A 24,409-nucleotide genomic window follows, 5' to 3' on the forward strand; every position below is an offset into this window, starting at 1 on the left:
CAAAAAAGTCGGAATCAGACTGTTGCCAAAACGCTATTTGACCACCTAACTTAGACAGACAGTGCGACACAGGTAACAGAAAAGTGCGCAATGTGGCGTAGATCGCAGTCGCGGTTTGCACCCGAGACAGTGGCCGGAAAGTCGGCCTGAGCGAAGGGGAGTTCGCTGATGTCAGGAATTTCGGCCGCACCAGGGGGGACCACCGCCACACCCATGCCCAGCCCGCTGCAGGGGGCCGAGGGCGAGGCGCGGATTGCGTGGGTGTCACAGGCCCGCTGCCGCGGGGCAGACCCTGATGAGCTGTTCGTCCGCGGGGCCGCGCAGCGCAAGGCGGCAGTCATCTGCAGGCACTGCCCGGTGATCGCCGAATGCGGCGCCGACGCCCTCGACAACCGTGTGGAGTTCGGGGTGTGGGGCGGTATGACCGAGCGTCAGCGGCGGGCTCTGCTCAAGCAGCACCCGGAGGTCGTCTCCTGGGCCGAATTCTTCGCCGCTCAACGCAAGCACCGCAGCGCTGGCTAATTTCTGCGTAGTACTGGCTTCAATCGGCCCCTCCCGCACCGCGCGGAGGGGCCGATTGCATCCCGGACGTTGGTTTCTCGGCCGTCTCGACTCACGCCGGATCGTCTGGGCGTGAGCTTCTTCGACTGCTTGTTCCTCGCAGCCTCGGACTCACACCGGATCGTTTGGGCGTGAGCTCTTCGACGGCCTCGTACCTCGGCCGTCTCGACTCACGCCGGATCTTTTGGGCGCGAGCTCCTTCGACTGCTCGTTCCTCGCAGCCTCGGACTCACGCCGGATCGTTTGGGCGTGAGCTCTTCGACGGCCTCGTACCTCGGCCGTCTCGACTCACGCCGTGATCTGGTCGGCGATGGCTCTCAGCGCTTCCAGGTCCGACACGTCGAACGGCAGCGACGGCACCCCCACGATCGCCACCTTGGGATTGGCCCCGGTGAATCGCGACAACAGGCGAACCTCACGCTTGGCCGTCAACGCCCGATCGGCGTGCACGCGCAGCACCGCCGCCGTCAGCGACTCGGGATCATCGGCCTCCAGCTCCTCGGCCCCGTCCACCGCACGCTCAACGTGCAACGAGCACAACGTCGGATGCGTGCGATTGAGGATCAGCCCCGCCAGCGGCATGCCCTCCTCCGAGAGCCGATCGACGAAGAACGATGCTTCACGCAGCGCATCCGGCTCGGCCGCGGACACCACCACGAACTGGGTTCCGCGGCGCTTGAGCAATGCGTAAGTACGGTCGGCCTTCTCCCGAAAACCGCCGAAGGTCGAGTCCAGAGACTGCACGAAAGCCGAAGCGTCCGAGAGCATCTGGCTACCCAGGATGGTTGACATCCCCTTCATCGCCAGGCCGACCGCCCCGGTGACCAGCTTGCCGATGCCACGGCCCGGTGCCAGCAGCAGACGCCACAGCCGGCCGTCCATGAAACTACCCAGGCGTTTGGGGGCATCCAGGAAGTCCAGCGCATTGCGCGACGGTGGGGTGTCGACCACCACCAGGTCCCAGCGATCCTGGGCCAACAGCTGGCCCAGCTTCTCCATCGCCATGTACTCCTGCGTGCCGGCCAGCGAGGTGGCCACCGTCTGATAGAACTGATTGTCCAGAATCGCTTGCGCGCGTTCGTTTCCCGAGTACTCGACCACCATCTCGTCGAAGGTGCGCCGCATATCGAGCATCATCGCGTGAAGCTCGCCGGGCACCTCCGGAGCCAGCGGTACACGCTGGGGCGAGTTGCCCAGATCCCTGATGCCCAGTGCCTGGGCCAGTCGCTTGGCCGGATCGATGGTGAGCACCACGACGGAGCGGCCGTACTCGGCGGCCCGCAGTGCCATCGCCGCGGCGGTGGTGGTCTTTCCGACACCGCCGGCGCCGCAACACACAACAACGCGGTTGGTCGTGTCGCGAAGGATCGACTCCATGTCCAGAGCTGGTGGTGTGGTGCTCATTGTTACCGGACCCCTTGCTCTGCCAGTGCCTCGGCCAGCTCGTACAGACTGCCCAGGTCGATTCCGTCGTTGATGGCCGGTAACTCCAGCCGGGGCACCTTGATCAAGTCCAACTGCTCGGCGCTCTCGGCACGGGCCTGCAACCGGGTGGCGTGCTGGATGCTCTCCGTCAGCAGTCCCGCAAAGTCGTCGTCCGACAACGTGATTCCCACCTTCCCGAGATCGGCGCGCACGGCGTCGGCGTCGATGTCTCCTTCGGCAGCCTTGGTGAGCGCGTCCGCCGGCAGGAACGTCGGGATGTTGCGGTTGACGATCACGCTGCCGATCGGCAGCCCGAGCGCCTCGAGTTCTTCGATGGCCTCGACTGTCTCCTGGATGGGCAGCGCCTCGAGCAGCGTCACCAGGTGAATGGCCGTCTGCTCGGAATGCAGCAGCTTCACCACACCCTCGCTCTGCGAGTGCACCGGCCCGCCCTTGGCCAGATCAGCGACAGCCTTGGTGACGTCGAGGAAGCGTGCGATACGGCCGGTGGGCGGTGAGTCCACCACGATCGCGTCGTACACCGGCTGCTTGTTGCGGTCCACGCGGACCACGGACTCCTTGATCTTGCCGGTCAGCAGAACGTCGCGCAGCCCGGGCGCGATGGTGGTCGCGAATTCGATGGCGCCGATACGACGCATGGCTCGACCGGCCAGACCGAGGTTGTAGAACATGTCGAGGTATTCGAGAAAGGCGGCTTCGATGTCGATGGCCAGGGCGTTGACCTGACCGCCGCGTTCGGCCGTGGCGATCTTGAGCTCTTTGTACGGCAGCGGCGGAACATCGAACAGCTGCGCGATGCCCTGGCGGCCTTCGACTTCCACCAGCAGGACCTTGCGGCCGCCGGCGGCCAGCGTGAGAGCCAGAGCGGCCGCCACCGTGGATTTCCCGGTGCCGCCCTTGCCACTGACAAAATGGAGGCGGGCTTTCGCCAACCGGGAGGGCCAACCGACGCTGGTTGGGCCGCTTGCTGTGGTCGCCATGGCTTGCAGCCTAACCATGTGGTTGGGTCCGGCGGCTAAGCTCTGCCCATGAGCGAACCGACCATCTGGGAGTACGCCACCGTGCCGCTGCTCACCCACGCCACCAAACAGATCCTCGACCAGTGGGGGGCTGACGGCTGGGAGCTGGTCGCCGTCCTGCCCGGGCCCACCGGCGAACAGCACGTCGCCTACCTCAAGCGTCCCAAATGAGCTGGTCTGCCAAGCTGACCGAGCTCGGCATCGAGCTGCCGCCCGTCGTCGCTCCGCTGGCGGCGTATGTGCCCGCCGTGCGCACCGGCAACCTGGTCTATACGGCCGGCCAGCTGCCCATCAAGGGCGGGGAGTTGCTGCGCACCGGCAAGGTCGGCGCCGAGGTGAGCGCCGAAGACGCCAAGGCCCTGGCCCGGGTGTGTGCGCTCAACGCACTGGCGGCCGTCAATTCCCTGGTGGGCGTTGACCAGGTGGTCAAGGTCGTCAAGGTCGTCGGCTTCGTCGCCTCGGCACCCGGATTCGACGGTCAGCCGGGCGTCATCAACGGCGCCTCCGAACTGTTCGGTGAGGTGTTCGGCGATGCCGGTGCCCACGCGCGCTCCGCGGTCGGTGTCTCCGAACTGCCGCGCAACGCTCCCGTCGAAGTGGAAATCATCGTCGAGGTCGCGTGACCCTCGAGCACCCCGCCTACGCGCAGCTGCGTCCGGTCACGGATACGGCGTCGGTGCTCCTGTGCGACAACCCGGGCATCATGACCCTCGACGGCACCAACACCTGGGTGCTGCAGGGGCCGGGTAGCGACGAGATCGTGATCGTCGACCCCGGTCCCGACGACGAGGCGCACCTCGACCGGATCGCCGCGCTCGGAAAGATTCCTCTGGTCCTGATCAGCCACCGGCACGGCGACCACACCGACGGCATCGACAAACTCGTCGAGCGCACCGGCGCCGTCGTCCGCTCGGTCGGTAGCGGATTCCTGCGCGGCCTCGGCGGGCCGTTGACCGACGGCGAGGTGATCGACGCTGCCGGTCTGCGCATCACCGTCCTCGCGACACCCGGTCACACCGCCGACTCGGTGTCGTTTGTCCTCCAGGACGCCGTGCTGACCGCCGACACCGTGCTGGGTCGCGGAACCACGGTCATCGACACCGAAGACGGGAGTCTGCGCGACTACCTGGACTCTCTGCACCGGCTGCACGGTCTGGGCCAGCGCACTGTTCTGCCTGGGCACGGCCCTGATCTCGGCGATCTGGTGGGCGTGACCGAGATGTACCTGAAGCACCGCGAGGAACGCCTCGATCAGGTCAGGGCCGCCCTGCGGGAGCTGGGAGAGGACGCCTCCGCCCGGCAGGTCGTCGAACACGTCTACACCGACGTCGACCAGAAGCTCTGGGATGCCGCGGAGAAGTCCGTGCAAGCCCAGCTGGACTACCTCAAGACGTGATTTCGGCGCGCTGGTAACCGCTGCGCGGTTACCAGCGCGCCGAAATCACAAGAGAACTAGCGGGCGCGCCTTGCCAGCCGCTCGGAGTCGCTGATCAGCACACTCTTGCCTTCCAGGCGGATCCAGCCGCGGTGGGCGAAATCGGCGAGCGCCTTGTTCACCGTCTCGCGGGAGGCGCCGACGAGCTGGGCGATCTCCTCCTGCGTCAGGTCGTGCGTCACGCGCAGGGCGCCGCCCTCCTGAGTGCCGAACCGCTGAGCGAGCTGCAGCAGCTGCTTGGCCACCCGGCCGGGCACGTCGGTGAAGATCAGATCGGCGAGGTTGTTGTTGGTGCGGCGCAGGCGACGGGCCAGCACGCGCAGCAGCTGCTCGGCGATCTCGGGCCGGTCGGCGATCCAGGCACGCAGCGCGTCCCGGTCCATCGACACCGCACGGACCTCGGTGATGGTGGTGGCACTCGACGTCCGGGGGCCCGGATCGAAGATGGACAACTCACCGAACATGTCGGAGGGGCCCATGATCGTCAGGAGGTTCTCCCGACCGTCGGGTGACCGACGACCGATCTTCACCTTGCCCGAGATGATGATGTACAGCCGATCGCCAGGCTCGCCCTCGGCGAATACCGTGTGCCCCCGCGGGAAGTCGACGGGCTGCAGCTGCTTGGTCAGCGCTGATACGGCGCTGGGTTCGACTCCTTGGAAGATTCCGGCCCTCGCCAGGATCTCGTCCACGTTGCCCCTCTTTGGCTCTTGGCTGTGTGATGTGCGTCGACCAGCCTCTATCTGTGTGTTCCTTGCAAGTCTAGAGGTAAGCAGTGGCGCGACTAGCCAACGCTACACACGATTGGCCTGGCGAGTCGCCTGAAACTGCGGATTCCTGTCCACCGGAATCCGCACGGACGGGCTCAGCCGGGTCGGCAAACGGGGTTCACCGTCGAGTGTTTCAAAGGCCGCGCGCAGCGAGGGAAGCGACGGGAAGTCGTTGTCCGGCCGGGGTTCGGGGCGCATCTTGGGCTGTTCGGTCAGCTCCGCGCCATCGCGGGACTCGAAGGTACAGATACCGGACTCCAGCCGCTGCAGCCCGAAGGTCGCCAGCATGAGCAGGCCGGGGACCGACGCCGCGAGCAACCAGGACACGACGAGAAGTAAACACGCGCCAGGTCTCAGCAGGATCACGGTTTGTCAACCGCTCAGACATAGCTGTAACGAACCTGTCGGGCCCGATAAGTAGCCTGTCAGGGTGGCCGCCAAGGCAAAGCCGGATTCTTCGCCGAAGACCAAATCGAAGACCAAATGGGACACCGAAACGCACCTGGGGTTGGTCCGGCGTGCCCGCCGGATGAATCGCACCCTCGCGATGGCGTTCCCACATGTCTACTGCGAGCTGGATTTCACCAACCCGCTGGAGCTGACGGTCGCCACCATCCTGTCGGCGCAGAGCACCGACAAGCGCGTCAACCTCACCACTCCCGCGCTGTTCGCGAAGTACCGCACGGCCGCCGACTACGCCGGGGCCAACCGCACCGAACTCGAAGAACTCATCCGGCCCACCGGCTTCTACCGCAACAAGGCCAGCTCGTTGATCGGGCTCGGACAGTCGCTGGTCGACAACTTCGGCGGCGAGGTGCCGGCCACCCTCGATGAGCTGGTGACGCTTCCCGGCATCGGCCGCAAGACCGCCAACGTCGTCCTGGGCAACGCGTTCGACATCCCCGGGATCACGGTCGACACCCACTTCGGCCGGCTGGTCCGGCGGTGGCGGTGGACGGCGGAGGAAGACCCGGTGAAGGTGGAGAAGATCGTCGGTGACCTGATCGAGCGCCCCGAGTGGACGCTGCTCAGCCACCGCGTGATCTTCCACGGGCGTCGGGTCTGCCACGCCCGTAAGCCCGCGTGCGGGGTCTGCGTACTGGCCAAGGACTGTCCGTCGTTCGGTGCGGGCCCCACCGATCCGCTGCTCGCCGCTCCGCTGGTCAAGGGACCCGAAACCGAACACCTCCTGGCGCTGGCAGGTCTGTGACCGGCTCGGCCAAGTGGACCCTGGCGATCGTCGCCGTCATCGCGGTGGTGATGGCTGCGCTGCTCGCTCAGCTCGGTGAGTCTCCCGAGACCGGTGTGCAGTCCGGCCCACCGACCGCGGGCCAACCCCGCCAGGACCCGGGCCAACTGAGCCAAGCCCGCCGCGAAGCGGACCTGCCGCCGTGCCCCACCGGCGACGGCGGCCCAGGCCCTGCCGAACTGCGCGGGGTCACGGCGGTGTGCGCGGCCGACGGCGGGCACGTCGACGTGGCACGTGCGCTCGCCGGGCGCCCTGTGCTGCTGAACCTATGGGCCTACTGGTGCGGACCGTGCGCCGACGAACTGCCGGCGCTGGTCGAATATCAGCAACGGGTGGGCCAAGACGTGCTCGTGGTGACGGTGCACCAGGACCCCAACGAGGAGGCGGCATTGTCGCGGCTGGCGGAGTGGGGCGTCAGGTTACCCACCCTGCAGGACGGTGACCGCAGCATTGCTGCGGCTCTGAAGGTCCCGAACGTCATGCCTGCGACGGTTCTGCTGCGCCCGGACGGTAGCGTTGCCGAGATCCTGCCCCGTGCTTTTGTCTCCGCGGACGACATCGCCGAGGCGGTCGGAACCGAGTTGCGATGAGAGGGGTACCGCGGTGAGCAGTGCGGTATCCCCGTCGCCCGACGACGGACCCGACTGGTTGCGGCCACTGCTGGACAACGTGCACAACGTGCGCGGCGCGTACCGGCGCCGGGTGCCGGCCGAGGTGCTGGCGTCCATCACCGCGGCCGCCGAGTCCGCCGTCACCCGGCGCGACGCCGCGGTGCTGGTGTTGTTCTCCGGCCCGGAGTTCACCCCGGCTCGCTCTGTGGTGCCCGGGCTGCCCGACGAGGCGGACCTGCTGCTCACCGTCCGAGCTTCCACACTGCGCCACCACGCCGGACAAGCCGCCTTTCCGGGCGGCGCCAGCGATCCGGGCGATGATGGACCGGTTGCCACCGCGTTGCGGGAGGCGCGGGAGGAGACCGGGATCGACGTCACACGCCTACAACCGTTGGCCACGCTCGAGCGGATGTTCATTCCGCCGTCGGGCTTCCACGTCGTGCCTGTGTTGGCCTACTCGCCCGATCCAGGACCGGTGTCCGTCGTCGACGAAGCCGAAACCGCAATCGTTGCGCGGGTACCTGTCCGCGCGTTCACCAACCCGGAGAATCGGCTGATGGTCTACCGAGCCGCCAACACCCGCCGCTTCGCCGGGCCAGCCTTCCTGCTCAACCAGATGCTCGTGTGGGGATTCACCGGCCAGGTCATCTCGGCGTTGCTCGACGTGGCCGGCTGGTCCAGCCCCTGGGACACCACCAAGGTGCTCGAACTCGAGGACGCCATGGCGCTCGTGGGCGGGGAGGCGCAGTGACCCCTTCGCAGTGGCTCGACATCGCTGTCGTCGCAATCGCGTTCGTCGCCGCCGTTTCGGGCTGGCGTTCCGGCGCGCTGGGTTCGGTGATGTCGTTCATCGGCGTGGTACTCGGTGCCGTTGCCGGCGTGCTGTTGGCGCCGCACATCGTCAACCACATCGACGGTGCCAGGACAAAACTCTTCGCCGCACTGTTCCTCATCCTGGCTCTGGTGGTCGTCGGCGAGGTGGCCGGTGTGGTGCTGGGCCGCGCGGTACGCAGCGCCATCCGCAATCCCGGTGTGCGATTGGTTGATTCGCTGATCGGTGTGGGCCTGCAGCTGATCGTGGTGATGGTGGCGGCCTGGTTGCTCGCCACCCCGCTGACCTCCTCCGACCAAACCAATCTGGTCAATGCCGTCAAGGGCTCTAAGGTGCTGGCGCAAGTGGACGAGGCGGCACCCGAGTGGTTGCGCGCGGTGCCCAAGCGGCTCTCGGCGCTGCTGGACACCTCCGGCCTGCCTGATGTGCTCCAGCCGTTCGGCCGCACCCCGATCGTCGAGGTGGAGCCGCCGAACGCGACCCTGGCCACCGACGCCGTGGTGGCCGCGGTCCAGCCCAGCGTCGTGAAGATCCGCGGGGTGGCGCCGGGATGCCAGAAGGTGCTCGAGGGCACAGGTTTCGTCGTCGGGCCGCAACACGTGATGTCCAACGCGCACGTGGTCGCGGGCTCCGACAGCGTAACCGTCGAGTCCGCCGGCCAGACCTACGACGCCGTGGTGGTGTCGTATGACCCGAACGCCGACATCTCGATGCTGTTCGTGCCGAACCTGCCCGCGCAGACGTTGGATTTCGCGCCCGACCCCGCCGTGACCGGCACCGACGCCCTGGTACTCGGCTATCCCGGTGGCGGGGACTTCGCGGCCACGCCCGCGCGGATCCGCGAGATCATCGAACTCAACGGTCCCGACATCTACCGCACCACCACCGTCAACCGCGAGGTCTACACCATCAGAGGGACTGTGCGGCAGGGCAATTCCGGCGGCCCGCTGATCAACGCCAACGGCGAGGTGCTCGGGGTGGTGTTCGGCGCCGCCGTCGACGACACCGAGACCGGATTCGTGCTCACCGCCAATGAGGTGGAACGTCAGATGCTGAAGGTGAACGCGACCGAGCGGGCGGCCACCGGCTCCTGCGTCACCTAGGCCGGCCTACAGAGGGGCCAGGCCGGCCGACGAGGCGGCGAGGGACGAGCCGGGGAGAGAGGGCCGGCCTACAGAGGGGCCAGGCCCGTCGAGGGTCTAGAACAACCGGGCCAAGAACCTGTTGAGGTGGCCGTTCACCTGATCCGGCACCTCCTCGTGACCGAAATGCCCTGCCCCGGAAAGGGACACGAACCTACCGTGGGGCGCGTAGCGCCGGGTCCGCTCGACGGGTGCTGACAGCACATACGGGTCGGCGTCACCGCGCATGTGCAGCAACGGGATTCCGAGCTGACGGTCCATCTGTTTCATGAAACGCCGGCCCTCACCCCGGAGTTGGCTGCGTACTGCCCATCGCTGGTACTCCAGCGCGCAGTGTGCGGCACCCGGGATCTGGATGGCGCGGCGCAGATGGCCGATGGTCTCCGAGAAATCCTGCGACGCTTGCCACTTGCCGGAGGCGCGGCTGCGGACCAGCGCCTCGAGGTCGTCGGCGTCGCGGCGGGTCAACACGTGCTCGGGCCAGCGCGGCAGCTGATAACCCAGCAGCGAAGGCAGCAGTGCCCGGCCCTGGTCGCGGCGGGTCAGTGCGGTCCGGCGCAGCGCGCTCGGGTGCGGCGAGCTGACCAACGCGATCGCCCGCACCAGACGTGGATGCAAGACCGAAGTGGCCCAGCACACCAACCCGCCGTCGGCGTGGCCCACCAACGTGGCCGACGTGTGCCCGAGGGCGCGGATCAAGCCACCGGTGTCACCGGCGAGCGTCCACCCGTCATACCCGCGCGGTGGTTTGTCGCTGCCGCCGTACCCACGCAGGTCCACCGCGACCACCCGCGCTCCGGTGATACCGCGCAACTGATGGCGCCAGGCCCACCAGAACGAACCGAACCCGTGCAGCAGGATCACCAGGGGCCCGTCGGGCGCGGAGGACTCGGATTCGACGACATGAAACCGGATGCCGTTCGCGTGGACGTCCAGGTGACGCCACGGTCCGTTGATCCGAACGACGGACGGATCCGGCGGCGGCATCTACCAGCCCGACGGGTCCGTGGTTGCGGGCGCCTTACCCGCGGGCGCCTGCGGCGCCCTGTCGTGACCGGGGGTGAAAGCCGCCCTGGTCTCCTTGACGGTTTCGATGGTCTGCTGCGGCCCGCGGATCTTGCGCACCTTGCGGTAGCCCAGGAGCGCGAACAGCGCGGTGGTGAGCACCATGACGCCGAAGACGATCAAGAAGGACGCCCACCGCCACAGCCAGGTGTCGAGCAGTTCCGCGGCGAAGAAGAAGAAAAAGAAGGTGGAGTAGAACAGCACCACCAGCGCCAAGATGAAGTAGACGCTTCCGGTGAGACCCTTCTTGACGTCCCGGGTGATCTCCGCGCGGGCAAGTTCGACCTCGGCGCGCACCAGGGTGGACACCTGAGTGGTGGCGTCCTTGACCAGGTCACCGATCGACGGATCCGCCGGTACGGCGTTGGGATCGACCAACGGGATCGACGTCACGGTCGCGGGCACACCATTCTTGCGGTCACCATTGCTCACGGGCTTCATGTTGCCATGTCTGGTTCACTGGGGACGACCCTGGCCAAACCCTGACTTGGGAGTTCGCTTGAAATTCGCGCGCCTTGCCGTCTGCGCTGTCGCCGCCCTGGCTGCATTCTCGGTCATCACCGCAAGCCCGGCGGTGGCCGCCCCGGTGACCCTCGGCGGAGGTTCCGGCATCGTCATCAATGGCGAGTCCTACTGCACGCTCACCGCGATCGGCACCGACAACCGGGGCGATCTCGTCGGCTTCACCTCGGCGCACTGCGGAGGCCCCGGCGCCCAGGTGTCTGCCGAGGGCGCCGAGAACCAGGGGCCGGTGGGCGTGATGGTGGCAGGCAACGACGCACTCGACTACGCCGTCATCCGCTTCGACCGAAGCAAGGTCATCCCGACCAACAACGTCAACGGTTTCGTCATCGACGGCTTGGGGCCGGACCCGGCCTTCGGCCAGGTGGTGTGCAAACTCGGCCGCACCACCGGCACCTCGTGCGGGGTGACGTGGGGGCCGGGGGAGGACCCCGGCACCGTCCTGAATCAGGTGTGCGGGGCGCCGGGCGATTCGGGCGCGCCGGTGACCGCGAACAACAAGCTGGTCGGGATGATCCACGGCGCGTTCAGCGACGACCTGCCCAGCTGCGTCATCAAATTCATCCCGCTGCACACCCCCGCGGTCACCATGTCGTTCAACACTCAGCTGGCCGACATCACCGCGAAAGCCCGTCCGGGGACGGGCTTTCGGCCGGTGTAGTACGCCTCACTTGCTGGCGCGGATGGCTTCGAAGACGCTGGGGTCGACGAGGGTGGAGGTGTCGCCGAGTTCGCGGCCTTCGGCGACGTCGCGCAGCAGCCGGCGCATGATCTTGCCGCTGCGGGTTTTCGGCAGTTCCGGCACGACGTGGATCTCGCGGGGTTTGGCGATGGGGGAGATCTCCTTGGCGACTTCGGCGCGCAGTTCGTCGATCATGTTGTCTTCCCCGCCGTGGGCGGAGGATTTGAGGATGACGAACGCGCAGATGGCCTGCCCGGTCTGTTCGTCGGTGGCCCCGACGACGGCGGCTTCGGCCACCCCGGAATGCCCGACGAGTGCCGATTCCACTTCGGCGGTGGAGATCCGGTGCCCGGAGATGTTCATGACGTCATCGATGCGGCCCAGCACCCAGATCTCGCCGTCGCTGCCATAGCGGGCGCCGTCGCCGGCGAAGTACCAACCCTGCTCGGCAAAGCGCGACCAGTAGGTCTCCTTGAACCGCTGCTCGTCGCCCCAGATGCCGCGCAGCATCGACGGCCACGGCTTGTCGAGCACCAGGTAGCCGGAGACCTGTTCACCGTGGTCGGTGCCGGGGGCGAGTTCGTTGCCGTCGTCGTCGACGATCTTGGCCGAGATCCCGGGCAGGGCCCGCATCGCCGAACCCGGTTTGGCGTGCGTGACGCCGGGCAGTGGGGAGATCATGATGGCGCCGGTTTCGGTCTGCCACCAGGTGTCCACGATCGGGGTGGCGTCGGCGCCGAAGGCCATCCGGTACCAGCGCCAGGCCTCGGGGTTGATGGGCTCACCGACTGAGCCGAGCAACCGCAACGACGACAGGTCGTGGGCGGCCGGGATCTGGCGGCCCCATTTCATGAAGGTGCGCACCAGGGTCGGAGCGGTGTAATAGATTGTGACGCCGTAGGTTTCGATGATCTGGAAGTGCCGGTGCTCATCGGGGGAGGCCGGGGTGCCTTCGTAGACCACCTGGGTGACGCCGTTGGACAGTGGTCCGTAGACGATGTAGGTGTGTCCGGTGACCCAGCCGATGTCGGCAGTGCACCAGTACACGTCGGTCTCGGGTTTGATGTCGAAGACATTGAAATGGGTGTAGGAGGCCTGGGTGAGGTAGCCGCCCGAGGTGTGCATGATGCCCTTGGGCTTGCCGGTGGTGCCCGAGGTGTACAGCAGGAACAGCGGGTGCTCGGACTCGAACGCCTCCGGGGTGTGCTCGGTGGACGCCTTGGGCACGATTTCGTCCCACCAGAGGTCGCGGTCTTCGGTCCAGTCGACGTCGATTCCGGTGCGGCGCACCACCAGAACGTGCTCGACGGGGCTGTCCTGGCCGAGGCCGGCGATGGCTTCGTCGACGCCGGCTTTCAAGGACACGGCCTGCCCGCGGCGGTACTGGCCGTCGGTGGTGATCACCAGTTTGGCCGAGGCGTCCTCGATGCGGGCCTTGAGCGCGGAGGCGGAGAATCCGGCGAACACGACGCTGTGCATGACGCCGAGGCGGGCGCACGCCAGCATCGCCACGATGGCTTCGGGGACCATCGGCATGTAGATGGCCACCCGGTCGCCGGCCTGCAGGCCGAGTTCGGTCAGGGTGTTGGCGGCTTGGGACACCTCGTCTTTGAGCTGGGCGTAGGTGATGGACCGCTTGTGGTCGACGGGCTCGCCGACCCAGTGGATGGCCACCCGGTCGCCGTTGCCGGCTTCGACGTGGCGGTCCACACAGTTGTAGGCGACGTTGAGCGTGCCGTCGGCGAACCACTTCGCGAAGGGCTTGTTCGACCAGTCGAGAACCTCGGTGAATGGCTTGTCCCAGGACAGCCGGTTGGCCTGAGCAGCCCAGAACGCCAGCCGATCGGCCTCGGCCTCGTCATACAACGCGGCGGTGGCGTTCGCCTGCTCGGCGAACTCCGCTGCGGGCGGATACGCTGACAGAACTTCGGAGTGCGTCTCGGTCATGGCTGTGAGCGTAGTCACCCAAGGTTGCAAAGAGGTTGGCAACTCACAACGGGCGCTGCAGGCGGTGTGTGGCGTGCGCCGAACGGTTGCCGAACCTCGGGTCAGCGGTCCGGCGAGTAGGGTGAGCCCCTGTGAGCGGTGGCCCGGTGAGTGTTGACCCCTTGGCCCCGCTGGCAGCCCTGCCGGGCGTCGCCGAAGCCGCCGAACAGGCGCGCGACGCGCTGGGTCGGGCGCACCGGCATCGCGCCAATCTGCGGGGCTGGCCCGTCACCGCGGCGGAAGCGGCGCTGCGTGCGGCCAGGGCGTCGTCGGTGCTCGACGGCGGCACCCCGCAACTCGATGAACACACCGCGTCGGACCCGGTGTTCGCCGGAGCGCTGCGTGTGTCACAAGCACTCGAGGGCGGTGAAACCACGCTGGTGGGGGTGTGGCGGCGAGCGCCGCTGCAGGCGCTGGCGCGGTTGCACATGCTGGCCGCCGCCGACGTGGCCGGCGAACAAGAGCTGGCCCGCCCGCGATCGGAACCAGAGGTGGCCGCGCGGCTGGATCTGATGTCGCAGCTGGTGACGGGTGGGTCGAAAGTGCCCGCGCCCATCCTTGCCGCGGTGGCGCACGGCGAACTGCTCACCCTGGCGGCATTCGGCAGCGCCGATGGTGTGGTGGCGCGCGGCGTTGCGCGACTGGTGAGCATTGCCAGTGGACTCGATCCGCACGGCCTCGGCGTGCCCGAGGTGTACTGGATGCGGCGCGCCGCCGAGTACCGGACGGCGGCCCAGGGCTTCGCCTCCGGGACGGAGAAGGGTTTGACCGAATGGCTGCTGTTGCACTGCCGGGCGCTGCAAGCCGGTGCGCGAGAGGCGATTTCGATCGCGGACCAGAAGAAGAAGTAGGCCCGACGTACGAAGCGGGCGGTGCCCCGATCCTGGATTCAACCAGGATGCAGTTCACCGCCCGCTAGCACGGATCTCCGGTTACCAAGCGTCCAAGGTGGGTTGCCTGGGTTGGCCTCGGCGTTCTTGCGATGCGCTGTGCAGCTGACCTCAACCCAAGAGGTCTTGGTACATCCGCTTTTCGCAATCACGCAGGCCCGCAACACTTCTGCCATTATCGCGGCTGTGGCTCCGCGTGGGTGCCGGGACCCGTGCTGGGTTGCCTGATGCGGGAGATCGAGCCCTTCTCTTCCGAGTCGATCTTGGCCTCACCGGGCTTCCGTGCCTTCCTTTGTACTACGTGACCCCAGTCACAGCAAGGCCCAAATGCGAACAGCTTCGGCGCGATTCCGGATCGTTACGCCGATGTGTCAGAGCGCGAATCGGCGAAGCAGCGAGTACGTCAGCGCGCCGGCGGCCAAGGCGCTGAGGCCCACCGCGGCGGTGGTGGCCACCGCCGCGCCCGACGGCGCCGGAATCCGGTCCCGGAGCGAGACGGGCTTGGTGAAGGTGAGCACCGGCCAGTCCCGCGCGGCGGCCTCCTTGCGCAGCGCGCGGTCGGGATTGACGACGGAGGGGTGCCCGACGGTCTCCAGCATCGGCACGTCGGTGATCGAATCGGAGTAGGCGTAGCAGTGTTCGAGCGGATAACCCTCGCGTTGGGCCAGCTCCCGGATCGCCTGGGCTTTCCCCTCGCCGTAGCAGTAGAACGCCACCTCGCCGGTGTAACGGCCGTCCTCGACCACCATCCGGGTGGCCATCGCATGGGTGGCCCCGAGCGCGCGGGCGATCGGGGCGACGATCTCCTCGCCGGATGCCGACACCACCACCACATCACGGCCGCACAGCTTGTGATCGGCGATCAGATCGGCCGCTTCGGCAAACACCAGGGGGTCGACGATGTCGTGCAGTGTCTCCCCGACGATCGACTTGACCTGTTCGACGTCCCAGCCGGTGCACATGGCGGTGACGTAGGACCGCATACGGTCCATCTGCTCGTGGTCGGCGCCGGACATCAGAAAAAGGAATTGGGCGTAGCTGGACTTGAGAACGGCTCGCCGATTGAGCAGACCCTGGTCGAAGAAGGGTTTGCTGAAAGCAAGGGTGCTCGACTTGGCGAGGATGGTCTTGTCGAGGTCGAAAAACGCTGCGGTGCGGGCGGGTTGCGCGTCAGTCCCGCCGGTTTGCGGCGCGGTTAGCTGCTCGGCGGCCGAATCGGAGGCGGTCACGCTCCCACAATAGGTGTGCTCGTGACACCAACCGGGATAGTGTTCAAAATGGCAGTTCAAGCCACCTGTCGCGGACTGCAATTCTGAATCCCTATCCGGCTGGCGTGTTGCAATCGAGACTTGCGCCAGTGCGCTGGGTCGTGTGTATAGTGAGTATTACTCGGCTTATGCCGGGTGTGCATCAGCCCGACCCCCCGGGGCTGATACACGACGACCCTCGCCTCCTCCCCCCCTGGCGAGGGTCGTCCTTCGTTTGGGGCATGTTTTCGCCAGCCACCACCGATTCATCTTGTTGATGGCGTTGCGTTTTTCGCTAGAAACGAAATCCGGCGCGGTTGTCCACAAATGCCGAGCCATCCACAAAGTCACAAAGTCGACTAGCCGCCCCTGGCACTTTCCAGCCACGGTGATGTGGTGACGAGCACCGCTGGGCTGTTGGCCCTCATTGCTGAACCCGCGCTACGTGATGAAGTCGATCGTGCGGCCGCGGCGGCCGGTGTCCGGGCCGTTCATCTCGACCCCGCTGCCGTTCCCACCCGCAAGGTCTGGTCCGCGGCCACCGCGGTGGCGGTCGATGCCGAAGCTGCCCGACGCTGCGCCGAAGCCGGTCTGCCCCGCCGCAACACGGTGTTCCTCTGCGCTCTCGGCGAACCCGACGCGTCCACCTTGCAGGCTGCGATAGCAGTTGGGGCAGAAGAGGTTCTGGCGATGCCGGCCCGGGCCGAGGAACTGGTCCGCGGCATCTCGGAAGACAGTGACACCGGGCTCCGCAGCGGCGCGACGGCCGCGGTGGTGGCGGGTCGCGGCGGAGCAGGCGCCTCACTTCTCGCCGCGGCGGTGGCCTATCAGCTCACCGCGCCGCTGCTGGTCGACCTCGATGGGTGGGGTGGCGGTATCGACCTCCTGCTCGGCGCGGAGGACGTCCCTGGATTGAGGTGGCCGGAGCTGACGGTTCAGGGCGGACGGCTCCACTGGCCGGCGGTTCGTGCCGCACTGCCCGAGCACCGCGGTGTCGCGCTGTTGTCGGGAGCCAGGACGGGCCACGAGTTGTCGGCCGGTGCGGTGGCCGCGGTACTCGACGCCGGCCGGCGGGCGGGTGTGACGACGGTGTGTGATGTACCGCGCCGGCTGACCGACGCCGTGTGCACCGCCTTGAGCGACGCCGACCTGGTGGTACTGATCACCACCTGTGATGTGCGGTCGTGTGCCGCCACCGCGGCGATGGCTCCCGCTCTGACCGCCGTGAACCCCAATGTCGGGCTGGTGGTTCGCGGCCCGGCGCCGGGCGGCTTGCGACCGGGGGAGATCGCCGACCTGACCAAGCTGCCGCTGCTGGCCGCGATGCGACCCCAGCCGCTGATCGCCGAGCGGCTCGAACGCGGCGGGCTGCAGCTGGGGGCCCGCTCCCCGCTGGCCGTCGCTGCCCGGCGGGTGGCCGCGCTGCTGGAGCGGACGTCGGCGGGGCGGGCGGCATGAACGAATCCTTGATCGACCGGGTGCGCGAGCGGTTGGCCGCCGACGCGCTCTCGGGTCCGCGGGCTCTGCAGGCCGGCGTCGTGGCGCAGGCCATCCGGGCCGAATCGGCGGGTCTGCTCGGCGACACCGAGGTGTTGTCGAATCTGCGGGCAGTGCAGACAGAACTCACCGGCGTCGGCATCTTGGAGCCGTTGCTTGCCGCGCCGGGAACCACCGACGTATTGGTCACCGAACCCGGCGGGGTCTGGGTCGATGACGGACACGGTTTGCGGCGGAGCCCGGTCCGGTTCGCTGACGAGGCCGCAGTACGGCGGCTGGCCCAGCGGCTGGCACTGGCCGCGGGGCGACGTCTCGACGACGCATCGCCGTGGGTCGACGGGCTGCTCACCGGCATCGGCGCGGCGCGTCTGACCGTTCGCCTCCACGCGATCCTGCCACCTGTTGCGGTGGCTGGTACCTGCATCTCGTTACGGGTGCTGCGCCCGGCGACGCAGGGGTTGCAGGCATTGTGCGCCTCGGGTGCCATCACCCCCACCGCGGAGACAATCCTGCGGGACGTCATCGATGCCCGGTTGGCGTTCCTGGTCTCCGGAGGTACCGGAGCGGGCAAAACGACGTTGTTGTCCGCACTGCTCGGCGCGGTGGCGCCCGAAGAACGACTCGTCTGTGTCGAAGACGCCGCCGAACTGGCACCCATGCACCCACATCTGGTGACCCTCGTGGCCCGGGGCGCGAATGTGGAGGGGGCCGGCGAGATCACCGTCCGCCAACTGGTGCGCCAGGCCCTGCGAATGCGTCCCGACCGGATCATCGTCGGCGAGGTGCGCGGCGCCGAGGTCGTCGATCTGCTGGCCGCGCTCAATACCGGCCACGACGGCGGTGCGGGCACCGTGCACGCCAACAGTCCTGGTGAGGTGCCGGCCCGGCTGGAAGCGCTGGGGGCGGTGGGTGGTCTGGACCGGGCGGCGCTGCACAGCCAACTCGGCGCCGCGGTGCGGGTGCTGCTGCACGTGGCGCGGGACCGCGACGGGTCCCGCCGGCTCGACGAGATCGCCGTGCTGCAGCGCGACCAACGGTCCGACACCTGTCACGCCGTGACGGCCTGGCATGCCGATCGAGGATCTTGTGACGGGTTCGCCGCACTCGATCGCCTGATCGACGAGCGGGGGCGGCGATGACGGCGGCCCTGCTGCTCGCCGTCGCCGTCCTCGTGCACCCGCACGCCAACCGCAGGCGCCTTCGCATCAGCCGGCCGCCGCTGCGCCGCCGGCCTTCCGGGCCGGCGGTTGTGGCCCTGGCCGGGGCAGGGGCGGCGCTGATGGTGGTGCAGCTGCCGGTCCCGACGGTCATCGCGGCGTTCCTGCTGCTCGGCACCGTCGTCCTGCGCCGCCGCCATCGGGTCACCCGTATCAGCGCCCGCCGGGAGGGGCAGTGGCTGAGCAGCGCGCTGGAGCTACTGACCGCAGAGTTGAGGGCCGGGGCGCACCCCGTGCGGGCGTTCGAGGTGACGGCCGGCGAGATCGACGGTCCGGTCGGTTCGGGCCTGCGGGCGGTGGCGGCCCGGGCCAGGCTGGGCGCCGACGTGGCTGCGGGTCTTCGTGCCGTGGCCACCGGCTCCCGGCTGCCCCGGCAGTGGGAGCAGCTGGCGGCCTGCTGGCAACTGGCCGCCGACCACGGTCTACCCATCGGTGTGCTGATGCGGGCAGCGCAACTCGACATCGCCGAAAGGCACCGATACGCCGCGCAGGTGGACGCGGGCATGGCCGGAGCCCGGGCAACGGCGGCCATTCTGGCGGCTCTGCCGGTGCTGGGAGTGGTTCTGGGTGAACTGCTGGGGGCGGCATCGACGACGTTCCTGACGCGGGGCGCCGGAGTTTGGGTGCTGGTGGCCGGGGTCGGCCTGTTGTGTGCCGGGGTGCTGTGGTCGGGGCGCATCACCGATCGGCTGCCGACATGATGGCCGCACTGCTGCTGGCGGTGGCCGTGCTCCTCGGACCAGGTCCGCTGCGGGTGCGCACCCGCGCCGCAGCGCCTCGCCCCGACCTCGCGGACCGGTCGGCGCCTCCGGGTGCCGATCCGCTGGCAAGCGCATCGGCGCTCGATGTGCTGGCGGTGTGCCTGCGCGCCGGCATGGCCGTGCCCACCGCCGCGCACGCCAGTGCCCGGCACGCCCCTCCCGAACTGGCCGCGGTCCTGAACCGGGCCGCCGAACTCCTGGCCCTGGGCGCCGATCCCGACACCGCCTGGGCCGCTCCCCCCGCGACTGTCGCCGACGAACACTGCCAAGCCCTGTTGCGGCTGGCCCGCCGTTCGGCGTCATCGGGTACCGCGCTTGCCCAGGGTGTCGCCGAGCTCGCCGATGACATCAGGGCCGACGCGACCCATGCGGCGGCGGCGTCCGCCGAACGCGCCTCGGTGCTCATCGCGGGGCCACTGGGGCTGTGCTTCCTGCCCGCCTTCGTCTGTCTCGGCATCGTTCCGACAGTGGCCGGATTGGCCGGTGACGTGTTCGGGGCCGGGCTGTGGTGAGAAAACCGTCAGAAAGGAAAAGGATTGATGCACAACATGATTCAGCGGATACGGCTGCGCCTGACGTTGTTGGTGGTCGACGACAGCGGCATGTCCACCGTCGAGTACGCGATCGGCACCATCGCCGCGGCCGCGTTCGGTGCGATTCTCTACAGCGTCGTCACCGGAGACTCGATCACCGGGGCTCTGACCGGGATCATCGGCAAGGCACTCAACACGAGCGTCTGAGCGGTGACGCCGGGATCGCCACAGTGGAGGCGGCGCTGGCCGTTGCCACTCTGGCGGCGGTGCTGGTGCTCTGCGTGGCCGCTGTCGGCGCGGTGGCAGGGCAGATCCGCTGCCTGGACGCTGCCCGTGAGGCGGCGCGACTGGCCGCCCGCGGCGACCAGTCGGCAGTGCGGGTATCGCAACGGATCGCCCCGCCGGGCGCCGAGATCCGGATCCGTCGCGACGGCCAGTTCGTCGTCGCCACCGTCACCGTCGATGCCGCCCGATTGCCGGGCCTCACCCTCAGTGCGGAAGCGATCGCCGCGGCCGAACCTGGGGGATGACCGGGGCGCTGCCACCGTGGCGGCGGTGGGCATGCTGGCCGCGTTGTTGGTGGTGTCACTGGCGGTGGCGCAGGTGGGCGCCGCGGTGGTGGCGCGGCACCGGGCCCAGGCGGCAGCCGACCTGGCGGCCCTGGCCGCCGCCGGTCGGTTGGTCGACGGCCGGCAGGCCGCCTGCGCGGTCGCCGAGGCGGTGGCCGCGGCGATGCGGGCCGGCAGCGCGGGTTGTTCGGTGCAGGGACTCGATGTCACGGTGCGCGTGACGGTGCCGGTGCGGTTGGGGCGCTGGGGTACCGGCCACGCCCACGCCGGTGCCAGGGCGGGCCCGGTCTAGACGGCCACCTCGGTGGCGGTGGGCTGGCGCAGCGTGATCATGCCGGCGAACGTGCCGGGCTCGAGCTCCACCCGGTGCACGGTCACGTGGATGTGCACCCAGCCGCCGTCGTGGCCGGGGAGCCGGAGCACCTGTTCGGTCAAGCCGCCATCGAGCTCGGCCGTCATGATGTCGATCAGCGGGGTGTCCTCGGGGTGCACCCACGGGGCGCCGGTGTGCCCGCGCCAGTCGTAGAGCGGGCACGGTTCGTCCAGCCACTTCAGCAGCGTCCAGGTGTTGATGTCCACCAGCGCCCGGTAGCTGCCCGGCCGGGCCAGGCCGTCGAGGATGCGCTGGGCCAGATTGTCCTGCGCCACAGGCGGTGTGGCGCGGTGGCTGCGCCAGTTCATCGCCCGCACCAGCAGATGCGAGGTGCCGTCGGGGGCGGGCTCGAGGCCCGAGCGGGCCACAAAACCCACGGTGATCAAACGGCCCTCGCGGTCGGTGACATCCCAGGTGTTGCAGTACGTCGTTCCGGGTGTGTTCCGGACTGCCAGCGACAGCACTTCGGTCTCGCTGGCATTGAGATCCCGCGTCGGAAGGTCCTCGGCGAAGGCTCTGCCGTGGGTCCGCTCGTGGTCGGGGTTCATCCCGCTGTTGGCCAGCGACTGCGCGGTATCGGTTGCCACGCCGGTGGTCAGGTTCCACACCAGCGGGCCCGGCACCGAGCGCGGTGGCGGCACGGCATCGGGCGGGCCTAGCCAGATGTGCACCCCGTGGACCCGGCCGTCGGACATGACCACCGGTTCGGTGCGCACCACCCGGTGGTCTCTCGGGGTGCGGCGGTGCAGGCTCTCGGCGGCTGCCGCGGTGTCCGCCACGGCTTGCCGGAAGATGTCGAGGTAGGGATTGCGGCGCAGGAACACCGTGATGGGCACGAGGTTTTTCAGTTGGTCACCCTGGGCGACCACCACTGGCTCGTCGCCGAGCGTCTCGACGAGTAGCCAGTCGTGGGCCATGGCGAGACTTTACTGCGGTTTTCACAGCCGCCACAGAGGTTATGGCAACGAAATCCGTAGCTGATCCCCTGATTTTCTGCGGTGACCTCCGGTAACGTCTCACGTCGGATTTGCACCCCACTATCGCTGCGGGTAATTTTCCGGTTGTGCCCGACCTGTCGGGGATGGGGAACGGATCGTGTTGTCCGACCGTTCGACCGCACCAGCCACGGTGGAGTGGCGCCCGAAGGGGCGGCCGTCGAGGGGTCGGTCGTTACTCATTGGGCCCGAGCCACTTTTGTCGAGGTTGGTCTCACAGTCGTCGTGCCAGTTCGTTCAGCACCGAGCGCAGCACGACGACGGCTCCGGCTTTGTCGAGCGGATCGTTGCCGTTGCCGCATTTCGGCGATTGCACACACGACGGGCAGCCCTGAGGGCATTCGCAGGCCTCGATGGCGGCCGCGGTGGCACTCAACCACGTCTCGATCTGCTGATAGCCCCGTTCGGAGAAGCCGGCGCCGCCGGGATAGCCGTCGTAGACGAACACCGTCGGCAATCCGCTCGGGCCGATCGCGGTGGACAGGCCGCCGATGTCACCGCGGTCGCAGCTGGCGACCAGGGGCAGCAACCCGATGGCCGCATGCTCGGCCGCGTGCAGCGCGCCGGGGATGCGCAGCGGTTCGATCCCGTTGCGTTCCAAGAGTTCCGGTGTCAGCGTGTACATCGCAGCCACCGTCGGCAGGGTGCTCGTCGGCATGTCGAGTTCGACGAAATCGATCACCTCACCGGCCAACGTCCGGCGTAGGTAGCCGATCACGGTGTGGGTCACCGCCACCGGGACGAACCCCAGGGTGACGTCGCCGAGATCGATCTGCTCGCCGGCCCCGGTGACCGTGATGTCGGTGAGCTCGCGGGCGTGGGTGGTGTAGCCCGGGTCCTCGGCGTGGACGAACGCCACGGCGGCCTCGAAATCGAGGTCGTCGACCACATAGGTCTCACCCTGGTGCAGGTAGACCGCACCCGGGTGCACCGTGGCAGGCGCCTGCCCGGCGCCGGTGCCGCCGAGCAGCCGGCCGGTGCCGTACTCGACGATCGCGATCTGCCCGCCGATCGAACCCCGGATGTCGACCGCGGCGTGCGGGTCCACCCCAGGCGCGGGGTAGAAGCGGTCTCCGCGATGCCGCAGCAGGCCGTCGTCGACCAGCTCGCCGATCACCGTCTCGGCGGCCAAGGTCCGTACCTCGGCTTCGCTCAGTGGCAGTTCGGTTGCCGCGCACAGCAATTGCGGCCCCAGGACATATGGATTGCGGGGATCGATGACCACCCGCTCGATGGGCTTGTCCAGCAGAGCGGCCGGGTGGTGCACCAGGTAGGTGTCCAGAGGGTCATCGCGGGCGATCAGCACGATCAGGGCGCCTTGGCCTCGTCGACCGGATCGGCCCGCTTGCTGCCAGAAGGAGGTGACCGTTCCCGGAAACCCCGCCAGCACCACCGCGTCCAGACCGGAGATGTCGACCCCCAGTTCGAGCGCGTTGGTGGTGGCCATCCCGCGCAGCCGGCCGTCGGCCAGGGCCTGCTCGAGTTCACGCCGGTCCTCGGCGAGGTAGCCGGCCCGGTACGACGCCACCTTGTCGACGAGATCGGGTGCGGTGTCCTCCAACCTGGCCCGGGCTCCGAGCGCGGTGAGCTCCGCGCCGCGGCGTGACCGCACGAAGGTCAGGGTGCGCGCGCCTTCGGTCATCAGATCGGCCATCACACGGGACGCCTCCGCGCCCGCCGACCGGCGTACCGGGGCGCCGTGTTCGCCGGTGACGTCGGTGCGCAGCGCCGGTTCCCACAGCGCCACCGTCCTGGCGCCGTGCGGGGAGCCGTCGGCGGTCACCTCGGTGACGGTCTGGCCGATCAACTCGGCGGCCGTCTCACCGGGAGACGCCGTGGTGGCGCTGGCGAAGATCACCGTCGGCGCCCCCGAATACCGTTCGGCCAGCCGCAGCAGCCGTCGCAACACCATTGCCACGTTGGACCCGAAAATACCCCGGTAGTAATGGCATTCATCGACGACGATGTATCGCAATCCGCGCAGGAAGACCGCCCATCTGGCGTGGTTGCGCAACATCGACAAATGGATCATGTCAGGATTGGAGAACAGCCAGCGCGAGCGTTCTCTGGCGAACCGGCGCACCTCGGAGGCACTGTCCCCGTCATACGCCGTGGGTGCCACATCGGCCAGCCTGGGGACGGCGGCCGTCAACTCGTGAGCGGTGCGGAGCTGGTCGTGGCCCAGCGCCTTCGTCGGCGAGAGGTACAGCGCCCTGGCCCGCCGGTCGGAGAGCAGCGCCTGCAGGATGGGCAGCTGGTAGGCCAGCGATTTCCCGGACGCGGTACCGGTGCTGATCACCACGTGACGTCCGGAATGAGCCAGGTCGGCGGCGGCCACTTGGTGCGACCACGGAGCCTGCATCCCACGGTCGGTGAACAAGGTGACCAGCTCAGGGTCGGCCCATGCCGGCCACTGCTTCGGCATGCCTTGGCGAGCGGGCAGTTCGGCCACGTGACGGATTGGATTCTCGGTGCCGTCGGTACCGGAAATGGCCTTGGAAACAGCCGCAGAAAGGAGCTCGCTGCCGAAATTCGCCGTCACATCCGAAATTGTTCACCAGTCTGTAGCAACGAGACTGTCGCGGCGGCCCCGAACGTGCTTGGATAAGGGTGGTCGCAGCTTCTGTGTGGTGTCAAAGCTTTCGCAGGATCGACGTTGCGGTCGCGGTTCCTGCGAAGGATGTGCGGTCGGAACGGGCCCGGCTCACCGGACGTCGGTGCGCCGCACCCGGTAGTTACAAGTTAAGGAAAGATCGAAAGATGCCACAGGGAACTGTGAAGTGGTTCAACGCGGAAAAGGGCTTCGGCTTCATCGCACCCGAGGACGGCTCCGCTGACGTGTTCGTCCACTACACGGAAATCCAGGGGTCGGGCTTCCGCACCCTCGAGGAGAACCAGCGAGTTGAGTTCGAGGTCGGCCAGAGCCCCAAGGGCCCCCAGGCCACCGGCGTCCGCGCCGTCTGAGCGACGACACTGACGACACACCCCCGTACGGATGATCCGGCGG

General features: G+C 68.2%; 28 protein-coding genes. 18 read left to right on the forward strand and 10 right to left on the reverse strand.

Annotated features, from left to right (window positions below):
- Window positions 1–168: 168 nt before the first annotated feature.
- Complete coding sequence (locus tag NL241_RS02285) at window positions 169–522, forward strand: WhiB family transcriptional regulator (protein WP_487693948.1); 354 nt, start codon at window positions 169–171, stop codon at window positions 520–522.
- Between the two features lie 327 nt (window positions 523–849).
- Here NL241_RS02285 and bagB read toward each other — a convergent pair whose 3' ends face one another.
- On the reverse strand, window positions 850–1,965 hold the full coding sequence (gene bagB, locus NL241_RS02290; protein ID WP_487693949.1) for an ATPase BagB: 1,116 nt from the start codon (window positions 1,963–1,965) through the stop codon (window positions 850–852).
- 2 nt (window positions 1,966–1,967) lie between these two features.
- Window positions 1,968–2,987 carry an ATPase BagA gene (gene bagA, locus NL241_RS02295; protein WP_487693950.1) on the reverse strand — a complete coding sequence of 340 codons (1,020 nt, stop codon included), beginning with the start codon at window positions 2,985–2,987 and terminating at the stop codon, window positions 1,968–1,970.
- Window positions 2,988–3,035: 48 nt separating this feature from the next.
- Between bagA and sp36 the strand changes: the two genes are divergently transcribed.
- From sp36 to NL241_RS02310, 3 genes are read left to right on the forward strand one after another with little or no spacing between them, the layout of a single operon-like run.
- Window positions 3,036–3,197 (forward strand): Sp36 family protein, encoded by a 162-nt coding sequence (sp36, locus tag NL241_RS02300; RefSeq protein ID WP_197378998.1) that lies wholly within the window; start codon window positions 3,036–3,038, stop codon window positions 3,195–3,197.
- A complete protein-coding gene (locus tag NL241_RS02305; RefSeq protein ID WP_494396654.1) occupies window positions 3,194–3,649 on the forward strand; it encodes a RidA family protein in 456 nt (151 codons plus the stop codon). The genes sp36 and NL241_RS02305 overlap by 4 nt, the downstream gene beginning before the upstream one ends.
- Window positions 3,646–4,422 carry an MBL fold metallo-hydrolase gene (locus NL241_RS02310; protein WP_494396655.1) on the forward strand — a complete coding sequence of 259 codons (777 nt, stop codon included), beginning with the start codon at window positions 3,646–3,648 and terminating at the stop codon, window positions 4,420–4,422. The genes NL241_RS02305 and NL241_RS02310 overlap by 4 nt, the downstream gene beginning before the upstream one ends.
- A 56-nt stretch (window positions 4,423–4,478) precedes the next feature.
- Here NL241_RS02310 and crp read toward each other — a convergent pair whose 3' ends face one another.
- Together crp and NL241_RS02320 are read right to left on the reverse strand one after the other, a co-directional pair.
- The gene (gene crp / locus NL241_RS02315; RefSeq protein ID WP_005138643.1) at window positions 4,479–5,153 is read right to left on the reverse strand and encodes a cAMP-activated global transcriptional regulator CRP; all 675 of its coding nucleotides are present in this window, start codon (window positions 5,151–5,153) and stop codon (window positions 4,479–4,481) included.
- 102 nt (window positions 5,154–5,255) lie between these two features.
- A complete protein-coding gene (locus NL241_RS02320) occupies window positions 5,256–5,558 on the reverse strand; it encodes a hypothetical protein (RefSeq protein ID WP_494396656.1) in 303 nt (100 codons plus the stop codon).
- A gap of 202 nt (window positions 5,559–5,760) precedes the next feature.
- On the opposite strand from NL241_RS02320, the gene nth reads away from it, so the two are divergent.
- From nth to marP, 4 genes are read left to right on the forward strand one after another with little or no spacing between them, the layout of a single operon-like run.
- On the forward strand, window positions 5,761–6,441 hold the full coding sequence (gene nth, locus NL241_RS02325; RefSeq protein WP_487693975.1) for an endonuclease III: 681 nt from the start codon (window positions 5,761–5,763) through the stop codon (window positions 6,439–6,441).
- Entirely contained in the window at window positions 6,438–7,070 is a 633-nt protein-coding gene (locus NL241_RS02330) for a TlpA family protein disulfide reductase (RefSeq protein ID WP_494396657.1), read from the forward strand. The genes nth and NL241_RS02330 overlap by 4 nt, the downstream gene beginning before the upstream one ends.
- 13 nt (window positions 7,071–7,083) lie before the next feature.
- Window positions 7,084–7,842 (forward strand): NUDIX hydrolase, encoded by a 759-nt coding sequence (locus NL241_RS02335; protein WP_487693958.1) that lies wholly within the window; start codon window positions 7,084–7,086, stop codon window positions 7,840–7,842.
- Complete coding sequence (gene marP, locus NL241_RS02340) at window positions 7,839–9,026, forward strand: acid resistance serine protease MarP (protein WP_487693959.1); 1,188 nt, start codon at window positions 7,839–7,841, stop codon at window positions 9,024–9,026. Before NL241_RS02335 ends, marP begins: the two co-directional genes overlap by 4 nt.
- Window positions 9,027–9,122: 96 nt before the next feature.
- On the opposite strand, the gene NL241_RS02345 is transcribed toward marP, so the two are convergent.
- Window positions 9,123–10,052 (reverse strand): alpha/beta fold hydrolase, encoded by a 930-nt coding sequence (locus tag NL241_RS02345; protein ID WP_487693960.1) that lies wholly within the window; start codon window positions 10,050–10,052, stop codon window positions 9,123–9,125.
- On the reverse strand, window positions 10,053–10,562 hold the full coding sequence (locus NL241_RS02350) for a phage holin family protein (protein ID WP_487693961.1): 510 nt from the start codon (window positions 10,560–10,562) through the stop codon (window positions 10,053–10,055).
- A gap of 106 nt (window positions 10,563–10,668) precedes the next feature.
- On the opposite strand from NL241_RS02350, the gene NL241_RS02355 reads away from it, so the two are divergent.
- Complete coding sequence (locus NL241_RS02355; protein ID WP_487693976.1) at window positions 10,669–11,313, forward strand: S1 family peptidase; 645 nt, start codon at window positions 10,669–10,671, stop codon at window positions 11,311–11,313.
- Window positions 11,314–11,319: 6 nt separating this feature from the next.
- On the opposite strand, the gene acs is transcribed toward NL241_RS02355, so the two are convergent.
- The gene (acs, locus tag NL241_RS02360; RefSeq protein ID WP_494396658.1) at window positions 11,320–13,281 is read right to left on the reverse strand and encodes an acetate--CoA ligase; all 1,962 of its coding nucleotides are present in this window, start codon (window positions 13,279–13,281) and stop codon (window positions 11,320–11,322) included.
- A 146-nt stretch (window positions 13,282–13,427) separates the two neighbouring features.
- On the opposite strand from acs, the gene NL241_RS02365 reads away from it, so the two are divergent.
- A complete protein-coding gene (locus tag NL241_RS02365; RefSeq protein ID WP_487697436.1) occupies window positions 13,428–14,171 on the forward strand; it encodes a Fic family protein in 744 nt (247 codons plus the stop codon).
- 410 nt (window positions 14,172–14,581) lie between these two features.
- On the opposite strand, the gene NL241_RS02370 is transcribed toward NL241_RS02365, so the two are convergent.
- Window positions 14,582–15,439, reverse strand: coding sequence for an HAD-IB family hydrolase (locus tag NL241_RS02370; protein ID WP_487697434.1), 858 nt, complete (start codon window positions 15,437–15,439; stop codon window positions 14,582–14,584).
- Window positions 15,440–15,853: 414 nt separating this feature from the next.
- On the opposite strand from NL241_RS02370, the gene ssd reads away from it, so the two are divergent.
- From ssd to NL241_RS02405, 7 genes are read left to right on the forward strand one after another with little or no spacing between them, the layout of a single operon-like run.
- On the forward strand, window positions 15,854–16,915 hold the full coding sequence (gene ssd / locus NL241_RS02375) for a septum site-determining protein Ssd (protein ID WP_494396659.1): 1,062 nt from the start codon (window positions 15,854–15,856) through the stop codon (window positions 16,913–16,915).
- Complete coding sequence (locus tag NL241_RS02380) at window positions 16,912–18,093, forward strand: TadA family conjugal transfer-associated ATPase (RefSeq protein ID WP_494396660.1); 1,182 nt, start codon at window positions 16,912–16,914, stop codon at window positions 18,091–18,093. The genes ssd and NL241_RS02380 overlap by 4 nt, the downstream gene beginning before the upstream one ends.
- The gene (locus NL241_RS02385; protein WP_494396661.1) at window positions 18,090–18,872 is read left to right on the forward strand and encodes a type II secretion system F family protein; all 783 of its coding nucleotides are present in this window, start codon (window positions 18,090–18,092) and stop codon (window positions 18,870–18,872) included. Before NL241_RS02380 ends, NL241_RS02385 begins: the two co-directional genes overlap by 4 nt.
- Window positions 18,869–19,444, forward strand: a complete 576-nt coding sequence (locus tag NL241_RS02390; RefSeq protein ID WP_494396662.1) for a type II secretion system F family protein — start codon at window positions 18,869–18,871, stop codon at window positions 19,442–19,444. The genes NL241_RS02385 and NL241_RS02390 overlap by 4 nt, the downstream gene beginning before the upstream one ends.
- Window positions 19,445–19,471: 27 nt before the next feature.
- Entirely contained in the window at window positions 19,472–19,672 is a 201-nt protein-coding gene (locus NL241_RS02395) for a DUF4244 domain-containing protein (RefSeq protein ID WP_487697428.1), read from the forward strand.
- A 23-nt stretch (window positions 19,673–19,695) separates the two neighbouring features.
- Window positions 19,696–19,995, forward strand: coding sequence for a TadE family type IV pilus minor pilin (locus tag NL241_RS02400; protein ID WP_494396663.1), 300 nt, complete (start codon window positions 19,696–19,698; stop codon window positions 19,993–19,995).
- A complete protein-coding gene (locus tag NL241_RS02405) occupies window positions 19,958–20,326 on the forward strand; it encodes an Rv3654c family TadE-like protein (RefSeq protein WP_494396664.1) in 369 nt (122 codons plus the stop codon). The genes NL241_RS02400 and NL241_RS02405 overlap by 38 nt, the downstream gene beginning before the upstream one ends.
- On the opposite strand, the gene NL241_RS02410 is transcribed toward NL241_RS02405, so the two are convergent.
- Together NL241_RS02410 and NL241_RS02415 are read right to left on the reverse strand one after the other, a co-directional pair.
- Window positions 20,323–21,324, reverse strand: a complete 1,002-nt coding sequence (locus tag NL241_RS02410; protein ID WP_494396665.1) for a PAS domain-containing protein — start codon at window positions 21,322–21,324, stop codon at window positions 20,323–20,325. The two genes, NL241_RS02405 and NL241_RS02410, sit on opposite strands and share 4 nt — an antisense overlap.
- 292 nt (window positions 21,325–21,616) lie before the next feature.
- Window positions 21,617–23,944, reverse strand: a complete 2,328-nt coding sequence (locus NL241_RS02415) for a DNA 3'-5' helicase SftH (RefSeq protein WP_494396666.1) — start codon at window positions 23,942–23,944, stop codon at window positions 21,617–21,619.
- Window positions 23,945–24,162: 218 nt separating this feature from the next.
- On the opposite strand from NL241_RS02415, the gene NL241_RS02420 reads away from it, so the two are divergent.
- The gene (locus tag NL241_RS02420) at window positions 24,163–24,366 is read left to right on the forward strand and encodes a cold-shock protein (RefSeq protein ID WP_005138711.1); all 204 of its coding nucleotides are present in this window, start codon (window positions 24,163–24,165) and stop codon (window positions 24,364–24,366) included.
- The last annotated feature ends 43 nt before the right edge of the window (window positions 24,367–24,409 follow it).

It is taken from the genome of Mycolicibacterium sp. SMGY-1XX (assembly GCF_059132455.1).

Coding starts and splice junctions, on each gene's coding strand:
- NL241_RS02285 (WP_487693948.1), top strand. CDS start 169: ATGTCAGGAATTTCGGCCGCACCAGGGGGGACCACCGCCACACCCATG.
- bagB (WP_487693949.1), bottom strand. CDS start 1,965: ATGAGCACCACACCACCAGCTCTGGACATGGAGTCGATCCTTCGCGAC.
- bagA (WP_487693950.1), bottom strand. CDS start 2,987: ATGGCGACCACAGCAAGCGGCCCAACCAGCGTCGGTTGGCCCTCCCGG.
- sp36 (WP_197378998.1), top strand. CDS start 3,036: ATGAGCGAACCGACCATCTGGGAGTACGCCACCGTGCCGCTGCTCACC.
- NL241_RS02305 (WP_494396654.1), top strand. CDS start 3,194: ATGAGCTGGTCTGCCAAGCTGACCGAGCTCGGCATCGAGCTGCCGCCC.
- nth (WP_487693975.1), top strand. CDS start 5,761: ATGAATCGCACCCTCGCGATGGCGTTCCCACATGTCTACTGCGAGCTG.
- NL241_RS02345 (WP_487693960.1), bottom strand. CDS start 10,052: ATGCCGCCGCCGGATCCGTCCGTCGTTCGGATCAACGGACCGTGGCGT.
- acs (WP_494396658.1), bottom strand. CDS start 13,281: ATGACCGAGACGCACTCCGAAGTTCTGTCAGCGTATCCGCCCGCAGCG.
- NL241_RS02380 (WP_494396660.1), top strand. CDS start 16,912: ATGAACGAATCCTTGATCGACCGGGTGCGCGAGCGGTTGGCCGCCGAC.
- NL241_RS02385 (WP_494396661.1), top strand. CDS start 18,090: ATGACGGCGGCCCTGCTGCTCGCCGTCGCCGTCCTCGTGCACCCGCAC.
- NL241_RS02390 (WP_494396662.1), top strand. CDS start 18,869: ATGATGGCCGCACTGCTGCTGGCGGTGGCCGTGCTCCTCGGACCAGGT.
- NL241_RS02395 (WP_487697428.1), top strand. CDS start 19,472: ATGCACAACATGATTCAGCGGATACGGCTGCGCCTGACGTTGTTGGTG.
- NL241_RS02410 (WP_494396665.1), bottom strand. CDS start 21,324: ATGGCCCACGACTGGCTACTCGTCGAGACGCTCGGCGACGAGCCAGTG.
- NL241_RS02420 (WP_005138711.1), top strand. CDS start 24,163: ATGCCACAGGGAACTGTGAAGTGGTTCAACGCGGAAAAGGGCTTCGGC.